The sequence below is a fragment of the Bradyrhizobium sp. CCBAU 11430 genome, from assembly GCF_028128855.1.
Lineage (GTDB): Bacteria > Pseudomonadota > Alphaproteobacteria > Rhizobiales > Xanthobacteraceae > Bradyrhizobium > Bradyrhizobium ottawaense.
On the sequence record NZ_LBJV01000007.1, the window covers coordinates 681,801 to 701,441 of the forward strand.

Below are 19,641 nucleotides of genomic sequence, written 5' to 3' on the forward strand. Positions count from 1 at the left end.
TCCGTGTCCCGGACGCGCGTAGCGCGAGCCGGGACCCAGACAGCGACACGGTGCGCTGTAGAGAGATGGGCCCCGGCTCTGGAGCGCATTACGCCGCATCCGGGGCACGAGAGTTCAGCCCGGCAGCGGCGGCGGGGCTGCCGGCTGCTCGATTGGCGGCGGGGAGGGCGGTTGCTCGGCGGCCTGCGCTGGCTCCGGCTTCACCAGCGTTTCCTCCACATTGCCGCCCTTGTAGAGGCGGGCATAGCGGTGGCCGAGGCTGGTCAGCACCTCATAGCCGATGGTGCCGAAATGATGCGCGAGCTCGTCGACGGTGATGCCCTCGCCGAGCAGCGTCACCATGTGGCCGCGCCGCGCTGCATTCGGCGGCAGATCGGTGATGTCGATCGCGATCAGATCCATGGAGACGCGGCCGGCGACGGGGCAGCGCTTGCCGGCGACGATGACCTCGGCGCCGCGGGTGCCGTCATTGGAGCTGGCGGCGCGGAAATAGCCGTCGGCATAACCGACCGCGATGATCGCGAGCTTTGTCGGCCGCCGCGCGGTCCAGGTGCCGCCATAGCCGACGGTCTCGCCGCGCTCGATAGTGCGGATCTGCACGATGCGCGCCTTGAGGTCGACCACCGGCTGCATCGGATTGTCGGCCTCCGGCGTCGGGTTGACGCCGTAGAGCGCAGCGCCCGGCCGCACCATATCGAACTGGAAGGGCGCGCCGAGGAAGATGCCGGAGGAATTGGCGAGCGCCGCCGGCACGCCGGTGAATTCGCTGGCGATGGCGCGGAAGGAAGCGAGCTGCTTGGCATTCACCGGGCTGTTGAGCTGCTCGGCCGAGACCAGATGGCTCATCACCAGCGTGATGCCGTGATCGCCGGCATTGATGCGGGGGATGATGGCCTGCGCTTCCGACAGCGTCAGGCCGAGCCGGTTCATGCCGGTGTCGATGTGAACGGCCGTGCCCCCGGTCCAGCCGGTGCGGCGGCAGAACACGTCCCACTCGGCGAGCTCGTTGAGGTCGCCGATGACAGGACGGCAATTGATCTTGGCGTAGTGCTCGCCGGTATTCTGGAAATAGCCGCCGAGCACGTAGATCGTGGGCTCCGGCACGGCTGCGCGCACCTTGCGCGCTTCCTCGATGGTGGCGACGAAAAAGGTCTTGCAGCCGGCCTTGCTCAGCGCACGCGCGACCTCGGCGGCGCCGCAGCCATAGGCGTCGGCCTTGATCACCGCCGAACACTCAGCCGGCACCGCCGTCTTCTCGAGCTTGCGCCAATTGGCAATGATGGCGTCGAGATCGACGGTCAGCACGCCGCCATAGGCAGCGAGCGCGGCAGCCTGGTTGGCCTCCGCGGAGAGAAGGCCGGATTGTGAGATGGTTTTCGGGTCGGACGCCATTGTCATGGCGTCGTTTTACGCAAGAGGCCGGTCCTGTTCAAGGAACTCAGTAGTCGTTGCCGCTGCGAGCCGGCAACTGACTGTCAGGCGCGAGGTCGCCGAACCGCGTGATCGAGGCCTCGAAGGCCAAGTCAACGGTGCCTGTCGGGCCGTGGCGCTGCTTGCCGATGATGACCTCGGCCTTGCCGTGCGCAAGACTCATGTCGAGCTGCCACTTCTCGTGTTCAGGCGTGCCCGGGCGCGGTTCCTTCATGGCGAGGTAATATTCCTCGCGATACACGAACAGCACGACGTCGGCGTCCTGCTCGATTGATCCGGATTCACGCAAGTCGGAGAGCTGCGGCCGTTTGTCGTCGCGGGATTCGACCTGGCGTGAGAGCTGGGACAGCGCGATGATCGGAACGTTGAGCTCCTTGGCGAGCGCCTTCAGGCTGGTCGTGATCTCCGTGATTTCCTGCACGCGATTATCGCTCCGCTTGCCCGAGCCCGACAGCAGCTGGATGTAGTCGATCACGAGCAGATCGAGGCCCTTCTGCCGCTTCAGCCGGCGGGCGCGCGCCATCAGCTGCGCGATCGACAGGCCGCCGGTCGCGTCGACATAGAAAGGCAGCGATTGCAGCTCGATCGAGACCTCCCGGATCTTTTCGAAATCGGCTTCCGAGATGCCACCGCGGCGGATGTGGGAGGAGGGAACGCCGGTGCGCTCGGCCACGATACGCGTGGCGAGCTGGTCGGACGACATTTCGCAGGAGAAGAAGCCGATGACGCCGCCATTGGCGGCCTTCGTGGTGCCGTCGGCCTGGAGTTCCGGAACATAGGCTTGCGCGACATTGTAGGCGATGTTGGTCGCCAGCGAGGTCTTGCCCATGCCGGGACGGCCCGCGACGATGATGAGGTCGGAGTGCTGCAGGCCACCCATCTTGGTGTCGAGATCGCGCATGCCCGTCGAGATGCCGGACAGCTTGCCGTCGCGCTGGAACGCCTTTGCAGCGAGATCGACCGCGACCGCCAGCGCCTGCGAGAATTTCTGGAATCCGCCGTCATAGCGGCCGGATTCGGCGAGCTCGTAGAGGCGGCGCTCGGCGTCCTCGATCTGCGCCCGCGGCGCGAAATCGACCGGGGCGTCATAGGCGACATTGACCATGTCCTCGCCGATGCCGATGAGGTCGCGACGCAGCGCCAGGTCATAGATGGTGCGGCCGTAGTCCTGAGCATTGATGATGGTGGTCGCTTCCGCCGCAAGGCGCGCCAGATACTGCCCGATGGTCATACCGCCGACGTCGGTGTCGGCGGGCAGGAACGTCTTCAGCGTCACGGGCGTGGCGATCTTGCCCATCCGGATCAGGCTGCCGGCGGTCTCGTAGATGGTCTGGTGCAGCGGCTCGAAATAATGCTTCGGCTCGAGGAAGTCGGAGACACGGTAGAACGCATCATTGTTGACCAGGATCGCGCCCAGAAGGCTCTGTTCCGCTTCGATATTATGCGGCGCGCTCCGGTAGGCGGGAGTGCCGGGCTCGGGTGCGAGTTTGAGGACGTTCGAATCAGTCAGGGCCATGGTCGGACGTGCTTAGCAATTTTCTTGGGCGGATGCGGGGCCGGGATAAAGCGCCGCCTCGGTGCAAAGCGGAAGCGAAAGCTGACCGCTATCAACCGCTCAGTTAAAATGGTGGATGATTAGCGCTCGCAGCACGCGTCGCGCTTGACGGATTTTTGCGGAACTCGCCCGGCCAGGAAGTGGCCGCCACGGCGCCATGGAAAAATCCTGCAACCATGTACCTTATGGCATGAACCTAATGGATTGGCGCGCAGACGAATCCAGAAGCGCGCGAAATGACGCACGCTGGCGGCTTTGGGCTCGCCTTCAGACCAGCAGGAGGTAGACCAGCGCCACCAGAGCCGCCCCGACGCCGGTAACGATCAGGGCGTAATCGGTGCGGAGGTCGTCCTGCACGTCGAATGAGGTTTGGGTCTCTTTGCTCATGGCGACGGTCTAAGCCAGGCCCGACCAGACTTATGTGAATTGGATCACATCTCCCCGGAATCTTTCGGGGGTAAGACGGGAACAGGCAGGCGGGGGAGGGAATTGTCTCCCGCGATCCGTCAACAGGGAACGAGGCAGGCGATGCGGCCAGAACGGCAGCACCAGATTTGGCGGAGCGAGGCGGGTAGCCGGCTTTGGCTCTCGGGGCTGATTGCGGCCATGGAGCACGCGGAACGGCCCGAAATACGTCGCCAGCCTGTCGCCCCGGAAATCCTGGTCGCGCTGAGGGCGCAGCTGGCGTTAACGGCCAGTTTCCGCTCCTCCCAGATGTCGACCCTGCGTCACTAGGATCTATTCACCAGACTAGGACCTATTCACCAGCCAATTTCAGTCTGGGCTTGCTCGCGCGTTCGCGAGCTCGCAGCCGGGCTTCTTCACGCGGCATGTAGTCGCGGGTGATCGGCACCACGCCCTGGCGCCGGGTGAGCTGGATCTGGAAGTTCATCATGGCTTGCTTGCGGAACGTCATCTCGCAGGCCGCCAGATAGAATTCCCACATCAGCGCGAAGCGCTCGTCGTAGAGCTGCACGGCCTCCTCGCGCCGCGCCATGAAACGTTCCCGCCAGGCCTTCAGCGTTTCCGCGTAATGCAGGCGCAGGATCTCGATATCGCAGACCAGGAGGCCGGCGCGCTCGATCGCCGGCAGCACCTCCGACAGCGCCGGGATGTAGCCGCCGGGGAAGATGTATTTGGCGATCCAGGGATTGGTCGAGTCCGGGCCCTGCGAACGGCCGATCGCGTGCAGCAGCATGATGCCGTTCTCGCCCAACAGCTCGGCGCAGCGTTGGAAGTAGGTGTCGTAGAAGCGGGCGCCGACATGCTCGAGCATGCCAACGGAGACGATACGGTCGAACGGGCCCTCGATGTCGCGATAGTCCTGGAGCAGGAATCTGGCCGATCCGGTCAGGCGCTTTTCGGCCGCGCGCGCGTTGGCGAGCTGCAGCTGCTCGCTCGACAGCGTCACGCCGGTGACGTCGGCGGCGGCGATCTCGGCGAGGTAGAGCCCGAGCCCACCCCAGCCGGAGCCGATGTCGAGGACGCGCTGGCCGGGCCTGACCAGCAGCTTTGCGGCGATGTGCCGTTTCTTGGCGATCTGCGCGTCGTCGAGCGTCGCGTCCTGCGTCTCGAAATAGGCGCAGCTATATTGCTTGTCGGCGTCCAGGAAGAGCGAATAGAGCCGGGCATCGAGATCATAGTGATGCGCGACGTTGTGGCGGGAGCGCGAGCGCGGATTGAACTGCTTCAGATGCCGCGTCAGATAGCGCAGGCGCCACCAGGGTTTTGCCCACTGCGGCAATAGGTCGGGTTGATCGAGCAGGATCGCGAGGGCATCAGCTATGGTGCCGCGCTCGACGATGAACTCGCGGTCCATATAGGCCTCGCCAAGCCCGAGCTCGGGATTGACGAGGATCTTCCGCTCCGCCTCCGCGGTGACGAAGCGCACCGCGACCGGTTCGCCAGTGCCGTCTCCAACGGTGAACTTCGATCCGCTCGAGCCGGTCACCGTCATCGTGCCGCGGCGGATGAATTGAGACAGAAATCTACGCAACAAGAGGTCCATCGACACCTTCCTCTCGAGCGAACCCGAAGGGATGCGACTAACCCGGCCTTCACTTCTGACGCCCAGGTGACGCGGCGGTTCCTATGCGCTTGCATCCAAATTTAGGGAGGCAGGATCGGCTGCGCTAATGCGCTGAGTTCACAGCCGATATTCGCAAACCGCTTAATCACATCCTTGCGCGTGGTGCCTGCTTCCATTCGTGGCTCAATCGGATAAAAGGTGACCGCTGCCGCGCCGCACGCTGGCTGCAACTCTCGGAATTCAATGGAGATGATGGGAATGTCGAGCCGAGCGCTCAGCCTCGCGACGGTATTGCTTCTGATCGGCTTCGGCGCGGCCGATACCGTTTTTGCGCAGGTGACCAACCTCGAGGCCGGCAAAACCCCGTCCCAGCTTTTCGCGCAGACCTGCAATGCGTGCCACAAGAGCCCGCGCGGACTTCTGAAGTCCGTCGCGCCGGGCTCGCTGCCGGGCTTCCTGCGCCAGCACTACACCACGAGCTCGGACATGGCGGGCATCCTCGCCTCCTATCTCGTCTCCAACGGCGCCACCGACACGCGCTACCAGGCCAAGGACGGCAAGAAGGACGGCGCGAGGGAGAAGGACGCGAGCACCAATCCCGAGCATCAGGGCCGCCGCCCGCGCGCCCAGGACGCGGCCAGGCCGGACGGCGAGGCTCCCGCAGCGGAAGGTGCGCGCCAGAAGCGTGCCGCACGGCCGGTCGAGGAGGGCACGAAGCCCGAGGGACAGGCTGCGCCCGAGGGACGCAAGGGCAAGCGCCGCGCCAAGCCCGGCACCGAGGAGGCGCCGAAGGTCGACGCCGCCGCGCCATCCACTGACGAGAAGAAAAGCGAATCCAAGCCCGAGTTCAAACCTGAGTCCAAGCCCGACACGGCCAAGGTCGAGCCCGGTCGCGACGAGGCCAAGCCCGACAGCGGCAAGGCGTCCGAGAAGCCTGTTGAGACCCGGCCTGACAGCGCCAAGGTCGAGCCCCGCGGCAGCGAAGCTCCGGCGCTGCGGCCCGATCCAGTCCCGGCGGTAGCGCCGGCTGCGAAGCCTGCCGAGCCAGCCGCGCCCAAACCGGCGGAAGAGGCCGCTCCCAAGCCGGCCCCGCCTGCGGCCAGCTCCGAACCGGCGGCCAAGCCGCAGCCGGCACCGCCCGCGACCGCTGCAGCCCCGCCTGCTGCGCCGGCCGAGTCCTCCGGTCCGCCAACGCCGCCCATCTCGCGCTAAGCCAGCGACGTTTTTGATCGACATGCGGAGGCCGCGTTCATCGCGGCCTCCGCATTGCATTGACCGCGTCTAGAGTATTGCTCTAGAGTAATACTCTAGGAGGCGTCCATGACGGCGAGCGTGCGGAACGACCTGTTGGCAGCCGGGCTGATCGTGTTCGACCGCATCGGATTCGAGGCCGCGACGGTGGCCGCGATCCGCACCCGGGCCCGCGCCTCCAATGGCAGCTTCTTTCACGCCTTCGGCTCGAAGAAGGAGCTCGCCGGTGCGCTGTTCCTGGAGGTCTTGCGGCACTATCACGCCGCGGTGCTGGCGGCGCTCGATCCCGTGCCCGATGCGGAGCGGGGCATCGATCGGCTGATCCGGGCCCATCTCGACTGGGTCGCGACCAGCCGGCGCGAGGCGCGCTACCTGTTCGAGATTTCGCGGAGCGAGTGGGGCGAGGACGTTCGCGACGCCCAGCGCGCGCAGAATGCGCGGCTCGCCGACGGTATCGAGCGCTGGCGCGCGCCGCTGGTTGCAAGCGGTGAGCTCTTGCCGATGACGCCGGTGATGTTCGTCAGCCAGCTCATCGGGCCGGCGCAGATCTTCTGCCGCGCCTTCCTGTCGGGACGCGACCGCGCCGATCCCCGCGTCGAGGCTGACACGCTGATCGCCTGTGCCGGCCGTGCGCTGAGGCCGCCCGAACGCATCAACAAGACATAAGGAGAGGCCTCATGAGCGCCGCAGCAGATCCCGAATTCGCCACTGTGGCCGAACGCATCCACGCCAATGTCGGCCGACAAGGCTTCATGAACCTGGTCGGCGCCGAGCTCTCGGAATTGTCGCGCGGCACCTGCACGATTGCTGTGGATCGCCGGCCGGAGCTGCTGCAGCAGCACGGCTTCTTCCACGGCGGGGTCACCGCCTTCCTGGTCGACAACGCCACGACGATCGCAGCCGCGACCTCGCGCGGCCAGCCGGCGCTGACGGCGGAATACAAGCTCAACCTGTTGTCGCCCGCGGTCGGTGAGAAGCTGATCTGTCGTGCCCGGGTGATCAAGCCGGGCCGCCAGGTGTCGGTGGTCGCGGCCGACGTGTTCTGCGTCAGCGACGGTGTCGAGAAGCACACGGCGACGGCGCTGGCCTCGATCGCGATGTTGAGCGAGGACGTCGCCGTCAAAACGAAAAGCCCGGCCGCCTGAGGCGACCGGGCTTCGCTTCGCGTATGAATGCGAGGCTTACTTCTCGTCCGCGGCCGGTGCGGGCTCGGCTTCGTCGTGCTCGGCTTCCGGATCGAAGAACTCGCCGGCGGCTGCGATCGCCTCGGCGGCCGCGTCGCGGTCCTCGTTGCGGGTCGAGATGTCCTCGCCGCGGTTGATGCGCTCGGCCTCGTCCTGGCTGCGTGCAACCGTGACGGTGATCTCGACCTCGACCTCGGGGTGGACGGCAACGGTGATGGAGCGCTTGCCGATGGTCTTGATCGGCGCGTCGAGCTGGACCTGCGGGCGGGCCAGCGAGATGCCGTCGGCTTCGAACGCGACGACGATGTCACGCACGTTGACCGAGCCGAACAGCTGGCCGGCTTCCGAGGCCTGGCGGATCACGATGATGTTCTTGCCCGCGATCTTCTCGGCGACCTTTGACGCCTCGCCCTTGCTCTGGAGGTTGCGGGCCTCGAGCTCGGCCTTCATGCCGTCATACTTGGCTTTGTTGTCGGCGGTGGCGCGCAATGCCTTGCCGCGCTTGAGCAGGAAATTGCGGGCATAGCCGTCGCGAACCTTCACGACTTCGCCCATCTGGCCGAGCTTGTTGACGCGTTCCAGCAAAATGACTTCCATATTCGTTCTCCTTTTGAAGTGCTCTGTACGGTTTCGGTTTCGGGGTTGAACTCAAGGGGTCGGCAGCGGCGGCGGTTGCCGGCTGCGCAGGAAGCGTTCGCGGAAGCCGAACACGGCATCCGCAAGTCCGAGGATCACCATCGCGATCACGGGCCATCCGAACACGACCACGACGGCGTAGGTTGAGCCGAGCCAGAAGGTGCGGCTCTTCAGCGTCAGCGTGAGCGTATGCAGCACCGCAAAGCCGGTCAGCGCATAGCCCATCATCAGCGCGGCCGCGGTGATCTGTGCCGCGATCGCGAGCAGCCCGCCGGTGAAGCAGAAGGCGAGCGCGATGCAGAGCGCCACCAGCGTCATCGGCGGCAGCTCCGCCGTCATCATGTCCGGCCACGGGCGCCGCAGCCGGCCCGAGGTCGCCGTGATCTTGGCGCTGAGCCAGAGGTTGAGCGTCAGTGTCATCATCGCGATGATGGTCGCCGCGGCTGGTGCGATCCGCACCAGCGCGTCGACGAACTGGCCGGCTTCGCCGGAGCTTTGCGGGTCGGTGGCCCGGAGGAGGCGCATCAGGCCGCGCCGCAGCGTGCCGATGATGGTCTCGGCGTCGGTCCCGAGCGTGAGCAGGGCGGCGATCGTAGTCAGCGTGGCGAAGCCGGCGAGCCACAGCAGGATGCGGCCGACCGGATACCATTCGAGGTCAGGTTCGGCGGGCGCGGCGCCGTCTGGCGCGGCATGTCCCACGGCAACCTTTCCCACAGGACGGCTGAGCAGCACGAGATGGCCGAGCCACCAGGCCGGCAGCGCGACGGTGACGGCGAATGCGATGCAATAGGGCAGGCCGAACAGGGCACCGAGGCCGATCGCGGCGGCGATGCCGCCGAGGCTTGCGCAAAGCGGTCCCCAGCCGATCGCGGCGACCATCAGCGGCAGCGGTGCGAGATAGAACAGGACGAGCGAGATCAGCGCGCCCGAAATGATCGAGGCGAACATCAGGGCCGACGCAGCGCCGGCGATCAGGGCTATCAGCACAAAGGCCATCATCAGCTGTCCCGCTCCCTTCGAGCGGTTAGAGGCATCTCGCCCCAACCATCGGCGACCGGACGACCCGGAAGCCTTATGAGTTCAGAAAAGTCGCGACCGGCGGCTTGGCGCCGCCGGTCGAATTGGTCGTATCAGCGAATGACGTAGGGCAACAGGCCCAGGAACCGCGCGCGCTTGATGGCGCGGGCGAGCTCACGCTGCTTCTTTGCGGACACCGCGGTGATGCGGCTCGGCACGATCTTGCCGCGCTCGGAGACGTAACGCATCAGCAGCTTGGAGTCCTTGTAGTCGATCTTGGGAGCGTTGGCGCCCGTGAACGGACAGCTCTTGCGACGACGGAAAAATGGGCGGCGTGCACCAGCTTCAGCCATTGTTCTTACTCCCCGTCCGTCGTGGTGGTGGTTTCAGCTTCTTCGCGCGGACGGCGCGGGCCGCGGTCACCGCGGAAGCCACCACCGTCACGATCGCCACCACGGAAACCACCCTCGCGGTCGCCGCGGAAGCCACCGCCTTCGCGGTCACCACGGAAGCCGCCGCCGCGGTCGTCACGCTCACGGTCACGGTCGGCCTTGCGCATCATCGCGGACGGGCCTTCCTCGAGTTCCTCGACGCGGACGCTGAGATAGCGGATCACGTCTTCGCTGATGCGCTCCTGGCGCTCGATCTCGGCGATCGCCGCGGACGGCGCGTCGATGTTGAGCAGAACGAAGTGCGCCTTGCGGTTCTTGTTCATGCGGTAGGTGAGGGAGCGTACGCCCCAATTCTCGGTCTTGGTGACCTTGCCGCCGAGACCCTCGACGATACCGGTCATCTGCGCAGTCAGTTCTTCGACCTGCTGCGTGCTCGCGTCCTGACGCGCGAGAAAGACATGCTCATAAAGAGCCATGGTGGTCCTTTCCTCATGTTGGCGCATCGCCCGGCGTCAAGCCCTTAAGAGGCCTTCGGAAAGGACTCTGGGATTAAGCTCAGAAGGCGGAAACACGGGACGACGGGCCGACTGGCCCTGCCACACCAAAATCACGAATGACTTGCTGAGACCGTCCGTTCAGCTCCCGGCCGGGGTCTGCGGATGCGCGCCTTATACGGATTTTGGCTGACTTGGCAAGGTTGGAGTGCCCCGTTTCCGGCCGGGCGGTGCTGGCAGGGGGCCAAACCCACGCTCCCGTGCCGGCTTGACCTATTTGTTTGTATGTCATACAAATAATGGATCGGGAGGTGCTGATGGCGGGTGAATCGATCCAGACTCCGTTTGAGGCGTCGGCAAGCGATCCGAAGCACGCTACGCGGGCCACACGGTCGGCGGGGCGCAAGATGCGCTCGCTGCTGCTGGATGCGGCAAGCCCCCTGTTCCGGGAGCGGGGACTTTCGGGCACGGCGATCACCGACATCGCGGCCGCCGCGGACGCATTCCCGAGCCAGATCACCTACTACTTCCGCACCAAGGAGGCGCTGTTCGTCGAATGCGCTTGCCGCGAGCTGCTGTATCTGGCGCGTGCGACCGAGCAGGCGGCGCTGAAGGCGCGCACGCCACGGGACTACACGCATGCGCTCGCGGAGACCGTGACGGCGAGCGATTCAGTGGCTTTCTTTGCCGAGGCGCTGACATTGACGCGGCGCCGCCAGGATCTCGCACCGCTGGTCGAGCGCACGATCGAGCGCCTGCACGGCGAAGGCGCGCGCGCCTATGCAAGCCAGGTGGCGCGGCACGGCTGGCGCTCGCTGCGCGCGCCCGACGAAAGCTCGCGGCGGTTCTGGGCCGTCGCCATCGGCGTCATTCTCGAAGGCTACGCCATGGGCCGTTCGCCCGAGGCGCTCTGCGCCGAGATGCTGCGCGTGCTCGGCGAGCAGGCGAAATCGGATGACACGGCGCGCCTGCGTCTCGTCGAGGGGCGCGAGGCATCAAGCAATTCGAACGAGGAAGGCTAGGCCATGACCGCGCTTCGCATGCGTGCCCGCGATTTCCTGACCGACGACCAGCTTGCCGACGTGCGAGAGCGTGTGACCTGGAAAGGTGTTGCGCTGATCGCGCACGCCTGGGCGCTGATCATTGGCGCGATCGCCTTGGTCGCGTGGTGGCCCAATCCGGTCACCTATGTCCTCGCCGTCGCAATCATCGGCTCGCGCCAGCTGGGCCTCGCGATCCTGATGCATGATGGCGCACATGGCTGCCTGTCCACTGATGAGAAAACCAATCTGGCCCTGAGCCAGTGGTTCTGCGCCTATCCGCTGTTTGCTGAGACGCGCAGCTACCGGCGTTACCACCTTCAGCACCATGCGCGCACCCAGCAGGAGGATGATCCCGATCTCGTGCTGTCGGCGCCGTTTCCGATCACCAAGCTCAGCTATCGCCGCAAGTTCATTCGCGACATCACCGGGCAGACCGGCTACCAGCAGCGCAAGGCGCAGCTGCTCAATGCGCTCGGGCCGAAGGACTGGCCGTGGCGGCAGCGTCTGGCGCATTTCTGGGACAAGCTCGGCCCGCAATGCCTCCTCAACGCCGCGATGTTCGCAGCGCTCGCGGCGGCCGGCGTATGGTGGGCCTATCCGCTGCTCTGGCTGGTGCCGCTCCTGACCTGGATGATGGTCATCACCCGCATCCGCAACATTGCAGAGCATGCCGTCGTCCCCGACAGCAGCGATCCCCTGCGCAACACCCGCACCACGCATGCCAATGTTCTCGAGCGCCTGTTCATCGCGCCGTACTACGTCAACTATCACCTCGAGCATCATCTGCTGTTCTACGTGCCCTGTTACAATCTGCCGAAGGTCCATCGCCTGCTGAGCGAGAGCCGGCACGCCGGCCGCATGGAGGTGCAGCCGAACTACGCGGCGGTGTTGCGGCTGGCGACCGCAAAGCCTGACAGGGAGGATCGGCCGGGGCAGTTGGCGAGCAGCGCGCGCCGTGCGCGGGCCGGAGCGGAGGTCGACGCCAACCAGACCGCCGGTGGGTTTTGAGGGGGCGCATCCCCAGTTGAGTGCTGCTCGGAGTTCCCATCTCGGCTTGACAGTCCGGCCCCGGACAGTGTCTACGGCCCCCTTTGGAGCACGATCCGGAACCATGGCCTAACGCCGTGCGTAATCGGCTGCCGGTTCTCGCAGGGATCGTGTCCGACAAGCAGGGAGCGCCGATGACGGCTGCATTCACATTTCCTGGGCAGGGTTCCCAGGCGGTCGGCATGGGCAAGGCCCTGGCCGATGCCTTTCCGGTGGCGCGCGTCGTGTTCGACGAGGTCGACGCCGCGCTAGGGGAGAAGCTGACAGCGATCATCTGGGATGGTCCGGCCGAAACCCTCCAGCTCACCGAAAACGCCCAGCCGGCGCTGATGGCGGTGTCTGTCGCCACCCTGCGCGTGCTGGAGGCTGAGGCGGGATTTTCCGTGGGACGAGATGCAGCCTTCGTCGCCGGCCACTCGCTCGGTGAATATTCGGCGCTGGCCGCGGCCGGCAGCCTGACGGTCTCAGACACCGCCCGCCTGCTTCGCACCCGCGGTCTCGCAATGCAAAAGGCCGTCCCGGTAGGCGCCGGCGCGATGGCCGCGCTGCTCGGTCTCGACTACGAGGCGGCCATCGAGGTCGCCAAGGAGGCGGCGCAGGGGCAGGTCTGCCAGGCCGCCAACGACAATGGCGGCGGGCAGGTTGTCGTCTCGGGCGACAAGGCCGCGGTCGATCGCGCCGTCGAGATCGCCAAGGCCAAGGGCGCCAAGCGCGCGATGCTGCTGCCGGTGTCCGCCCCGTTCCATTGCAAGCTGATGCAGCCCGCTGCCGACGCCATGGCAGAAGCGCTGTCGAAGGTCACGATCAAGGCCCCGGCCGCGCCGCTGGTGTCGAACGTGCTGGCGAGCGCCATCACCGATCCCGACGAGATTCGTCGCCGCCTGGTCGAGCAGGTCACCGGCACCGTGCGCTGGCGCGAGTCGGTTGCCTATATGGCAGGGCAGGGCGTCACGCGGTTCTTCGAGATCGGCGCCGGCAAGGTCCTGTCGGGTCTCGTCAAGCGCATCGCGGACGGCGCCGTCGGCGTCTCAGTCGGTGGCCCGAACGACATTGCCGCCGCCAAGGATGCATTGGCCGCTGCCAAGCAGGGCTAAAGCGCGATGATTGCTCATCGCGCTTGAGTTTTTCAGTTTACGCACGATCTTTCGGAAACCGCTGCGCACTTTTCCGGATCGTGCTTTGGAGGAGTTTTTCGATGTTCGATCTGACTGGTAAAAAGGCGCTCGTCACCGGCGCGACCGGCGGCATCGGCGGCGCGATCGCGCAGGCGCTGCACGCGCAGGGTGCGACCGTTGCGATATCAGGAACGCGCAAGGAGGTGCTGGATGAGCTTGCCGGCAAGCTCGGCGAGCGCACCTTTGTGTTGCCCTGTAATCTTTCCAAGGCCGACGAGGTCGAGGCGCTGGTGCCCGCTGCGGAAGCGGCAATGGGCCAGGTCGACATCCTCATCGCCAATGCCGGCATCACCCGCGACAATCTCTTCGTGCAGCTCCGGGACGAGGATTGGGAGGAGGTCATCAACATCAATCTGACTTCGACCTTCCGCCTGGCGCGCGCCGCCACCAAGCTGATGATGCGCAAGCGCTTCGGCCGCATCGTCGCCATCACCTCGGTGGTCGGCGTCACCGGCAATCCCGGGCAGGGCAATTACACGGCGTCGAAGGCGGGCCTGATCGGCATGATCAAGACGCTGGGGGCCGAATACGCCAAGCGCGGCGTCACCGCCAACTGCATCGCGCCGGGCTTCATCAAGACGCCGATGACCGATGCGCTCAACGACAAGCAGCGCGAAACGATTCTGACCAAGGTTCCGGCCGCCCGCCTGGGAACGCCCGAGGATATCGCGGCGGCGGCCGTCTACCTCAGTTCGAACGAAGCAGCCTACGTCACCGGCCAGACCATTCACGTCAACGGCGGCATGGCCATGATCTGAAGCGTTCGTTCCGCACTGCCCACATGGGCTGTGGGGATGCGGCAAACGGCCGTTTCCGGAGGGAAATGAGGCTTGTAGTCAAGGCAATTGAAGTATGATAACCGGACGCTCAACGGATGGGCAAAGAACGCCATTGCAGGTTTTTGAAACCCTGTATATTGGCGATGCGGAGCCTTGGCCGTCGTTCGCCGGGCCCTGTATCGGTTAGGATGGGGCCAAATCAAAGTTCGTAAGCGAAGGCAAGTAACACGACCACGACGGCTCGTATCGTCCCGGGGGGTCGGGTCTACAGGGAACAACACGAGGTTATGCAATGAGTGACATTGGCGAACGGGTTAAGAAGATCGTGGTCGAACACCTTGGTGTTGAACCCGAGAAGGTTGTCGACGCCGCGAGCTTCATCGACGACCTCGGCGCCGACAGTCTGGACACCGTCGAGCTGGTGATGGCGTTCGAAGAAGAATTCGGTTGCGAGATTCCGGACGACGCTGCGGAAACGATTCTCACCGTCGGCGACGCCACGAAGTTTCTCGAGAAGAACGCGAAGAGCTAAGGCTCTTCATTTCGCGGGGACAACATTGAAACCGGACGGGCCGCTTCCCAGCGGTCAGCCGGTTTCTTGTTATTGGCCGTCAATCTTTCGATGCGGAGTTTTCGGATATGAGGCGGGTTGTCGTCACTGGTCTCGGCATGGTGTCGCCACTCGGCTGCGGGGTCGAACCGACCTGGAAGCGCATCCTCAACGGCGAGAGCGGTGCGCGCAGGATCGAGAGCTTCGATGTCTCCGATCTTCAGACCAAATACGCTTGCACGGTCGTGCGCGGCGACGGCACCAACGACACCTTCAATCCCGACAAGTGGATGGAGCCGAAGGACCAGCGCAAGGTCGACGACTTCATCATCTTCGGCATGGCCGCAGCCGGCCAGGCGCTCGACGACGCCAACTGGCATCCCGAGACCGAAGAGGACAAATGCGCAACCGGCACCATGATCGGGTCGGGCATCGGCGGCCTCAACGGCATTGCCGAGACCGCGATCCTGCTCAAGGAGCGCGGACCGCGCCGGGTGTCGCCGTTCTTCATTCCGGGCCGCCTGATCAATCTGGCTTCCGGCTACGTCTCGATCGCGCATGGACTGAAGGGACCGAACCATTCGGTGGTCACAGCCTGCTCGACCGGCGCACACGCCGTCGGCGATGCCGCCCGGCTGATTGCGCTCGGCGATGCCGATGTGATGGTCGCTGGCGGCGCGGAATCGCCGATCAGCCGCATCGGCATTGCCGGCTTCAACGCCGCGCGCGCGCTGTCGACCGGTTTCAACGAGACACCCGAAAAGGCCTCGCGTCCCTACGACAAGGACCGCGACGGTTTCGTGATGGGCGAGGGCGCCGGAGTCCTGGTGCTCGAGGAGCTCGAGCACGCCAGGCGCCGTGGCGCCAGGATCTATGCCGAGGTGATCGGCTACGGTCTTTCGGGTGATGCCTATCACATTACCTCGCCGTCGCCCGACGGCGATGGCGGCTTCCGCAGCATGTCTGCCGCGCTCAAGCGCGCCGGCCTGACCGCCTCCGATCTCGACTACATCAACGCGCACGGCACCTCGACGCCGCTCGGCGACGAGATCGAGCTCGGCGCCGTCGAGCGTCTGCTTGGCAATGCCGCCTCCAAGGTTGCGATGTCCTCGACCAAATCGTCGACGGGTCATCTCCTCGGCGCGGCCGGTGCGATCGAGGCGATCTTCGCCATTCTCGCGATTCGCGATAATGTCGTGCCGCCGACGATCAACCTCGACAATCCGTCGGTGGAGACTGCGATCGATCTCGTGCCGCATACGGCGAAGAAGCGTGAGGTCAACGTCGCCCTGTCGAACTCGTTTGGTTTTGGCGGTACCAATGCGTCGGTGATCGTCCGGCGCCTCGCCAGTTAGTTTAAGTTTGAGACGAATCCACCGTTTTGCCGTATTCGGCGATAGTCATGGAAGTGGGCGCGTGCATTTGGCAGGGCAAGCGATTGTCGGGCCGCGATTGAACCGGCAGGATTCAGGTTGTTTCGATGAGTGAAAGGCCGCCCATTTCGCCCCGGAGTCCGCGGGCAGCGCTCGAGCCCGAGCAGGTCCCGCCGCCGCCGAAGCGATCGGACCGTGCGCGCAATCCTTTCGTGGTCGTCGGCAACGCCATCATCACCCTCCTGCTGATCGCCATGCTCGGCGCCGGCGGCATCTATTATTACGGCCGGCAAGTGCTCGAGGCGCCCGGGCCGCTCAAGGATGACAAGATCGTCAACATCCCCCAGCGTGCGGGCAAGCGCGACATCGCCGAGACGCTGAACCGGGAAGGCGTGACCGACATCAACCCGTGGGTGTTCATCGCCAGCGTTGCCGCGTTGAAGGCGAGCTCGGACCTCAAGCCGGGTGAATATTCGTTCCAGAAGAACGCATCGCTGCGCGACGTCATCGCCACCATCGTCGAGGGCAAGGTGGTGCAGCATGCCGTCACGATTCCGGAGGGTCTGACCTCCGAGCAGATCGTGGCGCGCCTGTCCGACAACGACATCTTCACCGGCAGCGTGCGCGAGCTGCCGCGCGAGGGCACGCTGCTGCCCGAGACCTACAAATTCCCGCGCGGCACCCCGCGTGATCAGGTGGTCCAGCGCATGCAGCAGGCGCACAAACGCGTGCTCGCCGAGATCTGGGAGCGCCGCAATCAGGACATTCCGGTCAAGACGCCGGAGCAGCTGGTGACGCTCGCCTCCATCGTCGAGAAAGAAACCGGAAAGCCCGACGAGCGCAGCCGTGTCGCCGCGGTGTTCACCAACCGGCTGAAGCAGCGGATCAAGCTGCAGTCGGATCCGACCATCATCTATGGCCTCGTCGGCGGCAAGGGCACGCTGGGCCGCCCGATCAAGCGCAGCGAGATCACGCAGCCCTCGCCCTACAACACCTATGTGATCGAGGGCCTGCCGCCGGGTCCGATCGCCAACCCCGGCCGCGCCTCGCTGGAGGCCGCCGCCAATCCGGCCCGCACCCGCGACCTCTTCTTCGTCGCCGACGGCACCGGCGGGCACGCCTTCACCGAGACTTACGACGCCCATCAGAAGAACGTCGCCAAGCTCCGCGCCATGGAAAAGCAGATCCAGAACGACACGGTGGAGCCGGCCGAGGATGCGCCGCCGCCCGCCGCCGTCGCACCCGGAGCTGCCGATACACCGACGGCGACCACGCCGGCCCGGCCCAACCAGCAGAAAAAGCCGCCGGCGGCACGCCCCGCCGCTCCAGCACCGGCGCGGCAGGGCGCGGTGCAGCCCTCGCCGCCGGTGGTCCAGCGCTAGGCGCGTTGCAGACCTGCTTGCGGGACTTTGCGGATTCCACTTTCCTGCAAAATAGTCTTAAGTTTCGCGTGGCTTGATGCCTCGCGAATCCCGTGTTTCTGGAGAATTTGACCTGATGGCGCTGTCGTCCATGACCGGCTTTGCGAGATGCCACGGCGCTAGCGGGCCGTACACCTTCGAATGGGAATTGAAGTCGGTCAACGCCAAGGGCTTTGACCTCAGGGTGCGGCTGCCGCAGGGGTTCGACGAGCTCGAGGCCCACGCCAAGAAACGCGCCGGCGAGCTGCTGTCGCGCGGCACCGTCTACGCCAATCTCACCGTCAAGCGCGCCAATGCCGCAGCCTCTGTCCGCGTCAACGAGGACGTGCTCAACGCCGTGCTGAAGGCCGCCGCCATGATCGCCGGCAAGGTCGACGCGGTGGCGCCGAGCATCGACGGCCTGCTCGCCATCAAGGGCGTCGTCGAGGTTGCCGAGCCCGAGGGCGAGGAGGAGGAGGACAAGGCCGCGCGGATCGCCGCCGCCGAGGCTTTCGACAAGGCGCTCGCCGATCTCGTCGAGATGCGCAAGCGCGAGGGCTCGTCGCTCGGGCAGATCCTGACCCAGCGGGTCGACGAGGTCGAGCAATTGGCGAAGAGGGCGGAAGCCGCGCCCGGCCGCAAGCCGGAGGCGATCAAGGCCAGGCTCGCCGAACAGATCGCGAGCCTGCTCGACACCTCCGACCGTTTCGATTCCGACCGCCTGATGCAGGAGGCGATCCTGATCGCCACCCGGGCCGACATCCGCGAGGAGCTCGACCGCATTGCTTCCCACATCGCGCAGGCGCGCGAGCTGATCGGCAAGGGTGGCCCGATCGGCCGCAAGCTCGACTTCCTCGCGCAGGAGTTTCACCGCGAGGTCAACACCTGCTGCTCGAAGTCGAACGACATCGAGCTGACCAATACGGGCCTCGCCATGAAGAACGTGGTCGAGCAGTTCCGCGAGCAGGTCCAGAATCTGGAGTGATCGATGACGAGCGGCGGTCACGGAACTGACGGTGTCGAGCGGCGCGGATTGATGTTCGTGCTGTCCTCGCCCTCGGGCGCGGGCAAGACGACGCTGTCGCGTCTTTTGATCGACCGCATGTCCGGCCTGAAAATGTCGGTATCCGCGACCACGCGGCCGATGCGGCCGGGCGAGGTCAACGGCAAGGATTATCTGTTCGTCGACAAGCCCCGCTTCGAGGCGATGGTGAAGGGCGATGAGCTGCTGGAATGGGCCACCGTGTTCGACAACAGCTACGGTACGCCGCGCAGCCCCGTCGAAGCCGCGCTATCGTCCGGGCAGGACGTGCTGTTCGACATCGACTGGCAAGGCACGCAGCAGCTGCGCGAAAAAGCCCGCGCCGACGTCGTCAGCGTCTTCATCCTGCCGCCCTCGGCGGCGGATCTCGAAAAGCGCCTGCATTCGCGCGCGCAGGATTCCGACGAGGTGATCCGCAAGCGCATGAGCCGGGCCAGCCACGAGATGAGTCACTGGGCCGAGTACGACTACATCGTGATCAACCACGACGTCGACGAGGCGTTTGCCGAGGTGCAGTCGATCCTGAAGGCCGAGCGCCTCAAGCGCGAGCGGCGGATTGGCCTCGTTGGTTTCGTACGAGCTCTGCAAGCTCAGCTTCAGGGCTAGGCTGCGGCAGCCGCGGCCCTTGCTTCGCCAGCCGTTCCAGCATCGCGGTGATCACGTCGACGTCGACGGCTTCCCCAGCCTGCGCATCTACCTGAGCATCTTCATGGCGATCGACGGGCTCTTCGTCGGCCGTATCTTTGACCGCGAGCCGGGGCGCCGATGCCTCGATCTCGAACTTTCCGTTGAAGATGTCGGCCTTGTCGAGCTCGGCGGCCTTGTTGCGAATGGACGCGGATTGCGCCGCGATCCTGCCGATCTCCCTGGTGAAGGCGGCGATTTGCGCGGTCTGCGGCGGCCGAACTTCATCGAAGTCGACGGGGCCCTGCTGTGCGCGCGGCGTGACGGCCGGCTCCGCACCGAGCCAGGGCGCGCGGCTTGCGTCATGGTCCTGCGGCGTCCAATCGTCCCAACGTCCGCGGCGGTCGGCGGCCTGGACGCGGAGGCGTCCGCCGGCGAAGCGGTAGATGATGCTGGCGAGGATGCCGGCGAGCGCCAGCGCGCCGCCGATCACGAGCAGCAGCATCTGCACCGAGCCGGCCGGCTTGTCGGCGGAGCCGTCTGCGCCGGCCAGGGCCATCGGCGCGGGAGGCTTTGCCGGCTTCGCGCCCGCCGGCGCGGTGGCCGCAACGGGGGCCGG

19 protein-coding genes and 1 pseudogene are annotated in these 19,641 nt (G+C 65.6%); 12 read left to right on the top strand and 8 right to left on the bottom strand.

Translation table 11 applies throughout. The annotated features are described in order from the left end of the window. Positions 1 to 114: 114 nt before the first annotated feature. The 3 genes from alr to XI04_RS07980 form a co-directional block, all read right to left on the bottom strand. Positions 115 to 1,398 (bottom strand): alanine racemase, encoded by a 1,284-nt coding sequence (gene alr, locus XI04_RS07970; protein WP_442869010.1) that lies wholly within the window; start codon positions 1,396 to 1,398, stop codon positions 115 to 117. A 40-nt stretch (positions 1,399 to 1,438) separates the two neighbouring features. After that, on the bottom strand, positions 1,439 to 2,947 hold the full coding sequence (locus XI04_RS07975; protein ID WP_028145035.1) for a replicative DNA helicase: 1,509 nt from the start codon (positions 2,945 to 2,947) through the stop codon (positions 1,439 to 1,441). A gap of 796 nt (positions 2,948 to 3,743) precedes the next feature. Next, positions 3,744 to 4,994, bottom strand: coding sequence for an SAM-dependent methyltransferase (locus tag XI04_RS07980; RefSeq protein WP_028145033.1), 1,251 nt, complete (start codon positions 4,992 to 4,994; stop codon positions 3,744 to 3,746). 279 nt (positions 4,995 to 5,273) lie between these two features. Here XI04_RS07980 and XI04_RS07985 point away from each other — a divergent pair, with 279 nt between their 5' ends. The 3 genes from XI04_RS07985 to XI04_RS07995 all read left to right on the top strand — a co-directional run bounded on the left by XI04_RS07985 (position 5,274) and on the right by XI04_RS07995 (position 7,411). Further along, positions 5,274 to 6,227: a hypothetical protein gene (locus XI04_RS07985; RefSeq protein WP_271611571.1), complete on the top strand. Its 954-nt coding sequence runs from the start codon at positions 5,274 to 5,276 to the stop codon at positions 6,225 to 6,227. Positions 6,228 to 6,335: 108 nt separating this feature from the next. Next, on the top strand, positions 6,336 to 6,932 hold the full coding sequence (locus tag XI04_RS07990; protein ID WP_028145031.1) for a TetR/AcrR family transcriptional regulator: 597 nt from the start codon (positions 6,336 to 6,338) through the stop codon (positions 6,930 to 6,932). Positions 6,933 to 6,943: 11 nt separating this feature from the next. Next, positions 6,944 to 7,411 (top strand): PaaI family thioesterase, encoded by a 468-nt coding sequence (locus tag XI04_RS07995; RefSeq protein ID WP_038946502.1) that lies wholly within the window; start codon positions 6,944 to 6,946, stop codon positions 7,409 to 7,411. Between the two features lie 36 nt (positions 7,412 to 7,447). Here XI04_RS07995 and rplI read toward each other — a convergent pair whose 3' ends face one another. From rplI to rpsF, 4 genes are all read right to left on the bottom strand, one after another. Then, positions 7,448 to 8,047 carry a 50S ribosomal protein L9 gene (rplI, locus tag XI04_RS08000; RefSeq protein ID WP_271609723.1) on the bottom strand — a complete coding sequence of 200 codons (600 nt, stop codon included), beginning with the start codon at positions 8,045 to 8,047 and terminating at the stop codon, positions 7,448 to 7,450. Between the two features lie 51 nt (positions 8,048 to 8,098). Continuing rightward, positions 8,099 to 9,085, bottom strand: coding sequence for a membrane protein (locus tag XI04_RS08005; RefSeq protein ID WP_028145029.1), 987 nt, complete (start codon positions 9,083 to 9,085; stop codon positions 8,099 to 8,101). Positions 9,086 to 9,216: 131 nt separating this feature from the next. After that, on the bottom strand, positions 9,217 to 9,456 hold the full coding sequence (gene rpsR / locus XI04_RS08010) for a 30S ribosomal protein S18 (protein ID WP_007592020.1): 240 nt from the start codon (positions 9,454 to 9,456) through the stop codon (positions 9,217 to 9,219). Positions 9,457 to 9,461: 5 nt separating this feature from the next. Then, a complete protein-coding gene (gene rpsF / locus XI04_RS08015; protein ID WP_028145028.1) occupies positions 9,462 to 9,971 on the bottom strand; it encodes a 30S ribosomal protein S6 in 510 nt (169 codons plus the stop codon). Positions 9,972 to 10,306: 335 nt separating this feature from the next. Between rpsF and XI04_RS08020 the strand changes: the two genes are divergently transcribed. From XI04_RS08020 to gmk, 9 genes are all read left to right on the top strand, one after another. Then, on the top strand, positions 10,307 to 11,011 hold the full coding sequence (locus XI04_RS08020; RefSeq protein ID WP_095424748.1) for a TetR/AcrR family transcriptional regulator C-terminal domain-containing protein: 705 nt from the start codon (positions 10,307 to 10,309) through the stop codon (positions 11,009 to 11,011). 3 nt (positions 11,012 to 11,014) lie between these two features. After that, positions 11,015 to 12,040 carry a fatty acid desaturase family protein gene (locus XI04_RS08025; protein ID WP_095424741.1) on the top strand — a complete coding sequence of 342 codons (1,026 nt, stop codon included), beginning with the start codon at positions 11,015 to 11,017 and terminating at the stop codon, positions 12,038 to 12,040. 173 nt (positions 12,041 to 12,213) lie between these two features. After that, positions 12,214 to 13,173 carry an ACP S-malonyltransferase gene (fabD, locus tag XI04_RS08030; protein WP_095424749.1) on the top strand — a complete coding sequence of 320 codons (960 nt, stop codon included), beginning with the start codon at positions 12,214 to 12,216 and terminating at the stop codon, positions 13,171 to 13,173. A 101-nt stretch (positions 13,174 to 13,274) separates the two neighbouring features. Further along, entirely contained in the window at positions 13,275 to 14,012 is a 738-nt protein-coding gene (fabG, locus tag XI04_RS08035) for a 3-oxoacyl-[acyl-carrier-protein] reductase (protein ID WP_028145024.1), read from the top strand. Between the two features lie 313 nt (positions 14,013 to 14,325). Then, complete coding sequence (locus tag XI04_RS08040) at positions 14,326 to 14,565, top strand: acyl carrier protein (protein WP_008130699.1); 240 nt, start codon at positions 14,326 to 14,328, stop codon at positions 14,563 to 14,565. 107 nt (positions 14,566 to 14,672) lie between these two features. Beyond that, complete coding sequence (gene fabF, locus XI04_RS08045; protein WP_028145023.1) at positions 14,673 to 15,938, top strand: beta-ketoacyl-ACP synthase II; 1,266 nt, start codon at positions 14,673 to 14,675, stop codon at positions 15,936 to 15,938. Between the two features lie 125 nt (positions 15,939 to 16,063). Then, positions 16,064 to 17,338 carry an endolytic transglycosylase MltG gene (gene mltG, locus XI04_RS08050; protein WP_028145022.1) on the top strand — a complete coding sequence of 425 codons (1,275 nt, stop codon included), beginning with the start codon at positions 16,064 to 16,066 and terminating at the stop codon, positions 17,336 to 17,338. Between the two features lie 115 nt (positions 17,339 to 17,453). Then, a complete protein-coding gene (locus XI04_RS08055; RefSeq protein ID WP_038946510.1) occupies positions 17,454 to 18,341 on the top strand; it encodes a YicC/YloC family endoribonuclease in 888 nt (295 codons plus the stop codon). A 3-nt stretch (positions 18,342 to 18,344) separates the two neighbouring features. Then, positions 18,345 to 19,004 carry a guanylate kinase gene (gene gmk, locus XI04_RS08060; RefSeq protein WP_028145020.1) on the top strand — a complete coding sequence of 220 codons (660 nt, stop codon included), beginning with the start codon at positions 18,345 to 18,347 and terminating at the stop codon, positions 19,002 to 19,004. Here the strand turns inward: gmk and XI04_RS08065 are convergent. Further along, positions 18,937 to 19,641 (bottom strand): annotated as a pseudogene (locus XI04_RS08065) (hypothetical protein); the annotation flags it as partial. The gene gmk and the pseudogene XI04_RS08065 overlap by 68 nt on opposite strands.

Excerpts from the sequence above, each read along its gene's own strand:
- alr (WP_442869010.1), bottom strand. The coding sequence starts at position 1,398 with ATGACAATGGCGTCCGACCCGAAAACCATCTCACAATCCGGCCTTCTC.
- XI04_RS07975 (WP_028145035.1), bottom strand. The coding sequence starts at position 2,947 with ATGGCCCTGACTGATTCGAACGTCCTCAAACTCGCACCCGAGCCCGGC.
- XI04_RS07980 (WP_028145033.1), bottom strand. The coding sequence starts at position 4,994 with ATGGACCTCTTGTTGCGTAGATTTCTGTCTCAATTCATCCGCCGCGGC.
- XI04_RS07985 (WP_271611571.1), top strand. The coding sequence starts at position 5,274 with ATGTCGAGCCGAGCGCTCAGCCTCGCGACGGTATTGCTTCTGATCGGC.
- XI04_RS07990 (WP_028145031.1), top strand. The coding sequence starts at position 6,336 with ATGACGGCGAGCGTGCGGAACGACCTGTTGGCAGCCGGGCTGATCGTG.
- XI04_RS07995 (WP_038946502.1), top strand. The coding sequence starts at position 6,944 with ATGAGCGCCGCAGCAGATCCCGAATTCGCCACTGTGGCCGAACGCATC.
- rplI (WP_271609723.1), bottom strand. The coding sequence starts at position 8,047 with ATGGAAGTCATTTTGCTGGAACGCGTCAACAAGCTCGGCCAGATGGGC.
- XI04_RS08005 (WP_028145029.1), bottom strand. The coding sequence starts at position 9,085 with ATGATGGCCTTTGTGCTGATAGCCCTGATCGCCGGCGCTGCGTCGGCC.
- rpsR (WP_007592020.1), bottom strand. The coding sequence starts at position 9,456 with ATGGCTGAAGCTGGTGCACGCCGCCCATTTTTCCGTCGTCGCAAGAGC.
- rpsF (WP_028145028.1), bottom strand. The coding sequence starts at position 9,971 with ATGGCTCTTTATGAGCATGTCTTTCTCGCGCGTCAGGACGCGAGCACG.
- XI04_RS08020 (WP_095424748.1), top strand. The coding sequence starts at position 10,307 with ATGGCGGGTGAATCGATCCAGACTCCGTTTGAGGCGTCGGCAAGCGAT.
- XI04_RS08025 (WP_095424741.1), top strand. The coding sequence starts at position 11,015 with ATGACCGCGCTTCGCATGCGTGCCCGCGATTTCCTGACCGACGACCAG.
- fabD (WP_095424749.1), top strand. The coding sequence starts at position 12,214 with ATGACGGCTGCATTCACATTTCCTGGGCAGGGTTCCCAGGCGGTCGGC.
- fabG (WP_028145024.1), top strand. The coding sequence starts at position 13,275 with ATGTTCGATCTGACTGGTAAAAAGGCGCTCGTCACCGGCGCGACCGGC.
- XI04_RS08040 (WP_008130699.1), top strand. The coding sequence starts at position 14,326 with ATGAGTGACATTGGCGAACGGGTTAAGAAGATCGTGGTCGAACACCTT.
- fabF (WP_028145023.1), top strand. The coding sequence starts at position 14,673 with ATGAGGCGGGTTGTCGTCACTGGTCTCGGCATGGTGTCGCCACTCGGC.
- mltG (WP_028145022.1), top strand. The coding sequence starts at position 16,064 with ATGAGTGAAAGGCCGCCCATTTCGCCCCGGAGTCCGCGGGCAGCGCTC.
- XI04_RS08055 (WP_038946510.1), top strand. The coding sequence starts at position 17,454 with ATGGCGCTGTCGTCCATGACCGGCTTTGCGAGATGCCACGGCGCTAGC.
- gmk (WP_028145020.1), top strand. The coding sequence starts at position 18,345 with ATGACGAGCGGCGGTCACGGAACTGACGGTGTCGAGCGGCGCGGATTG.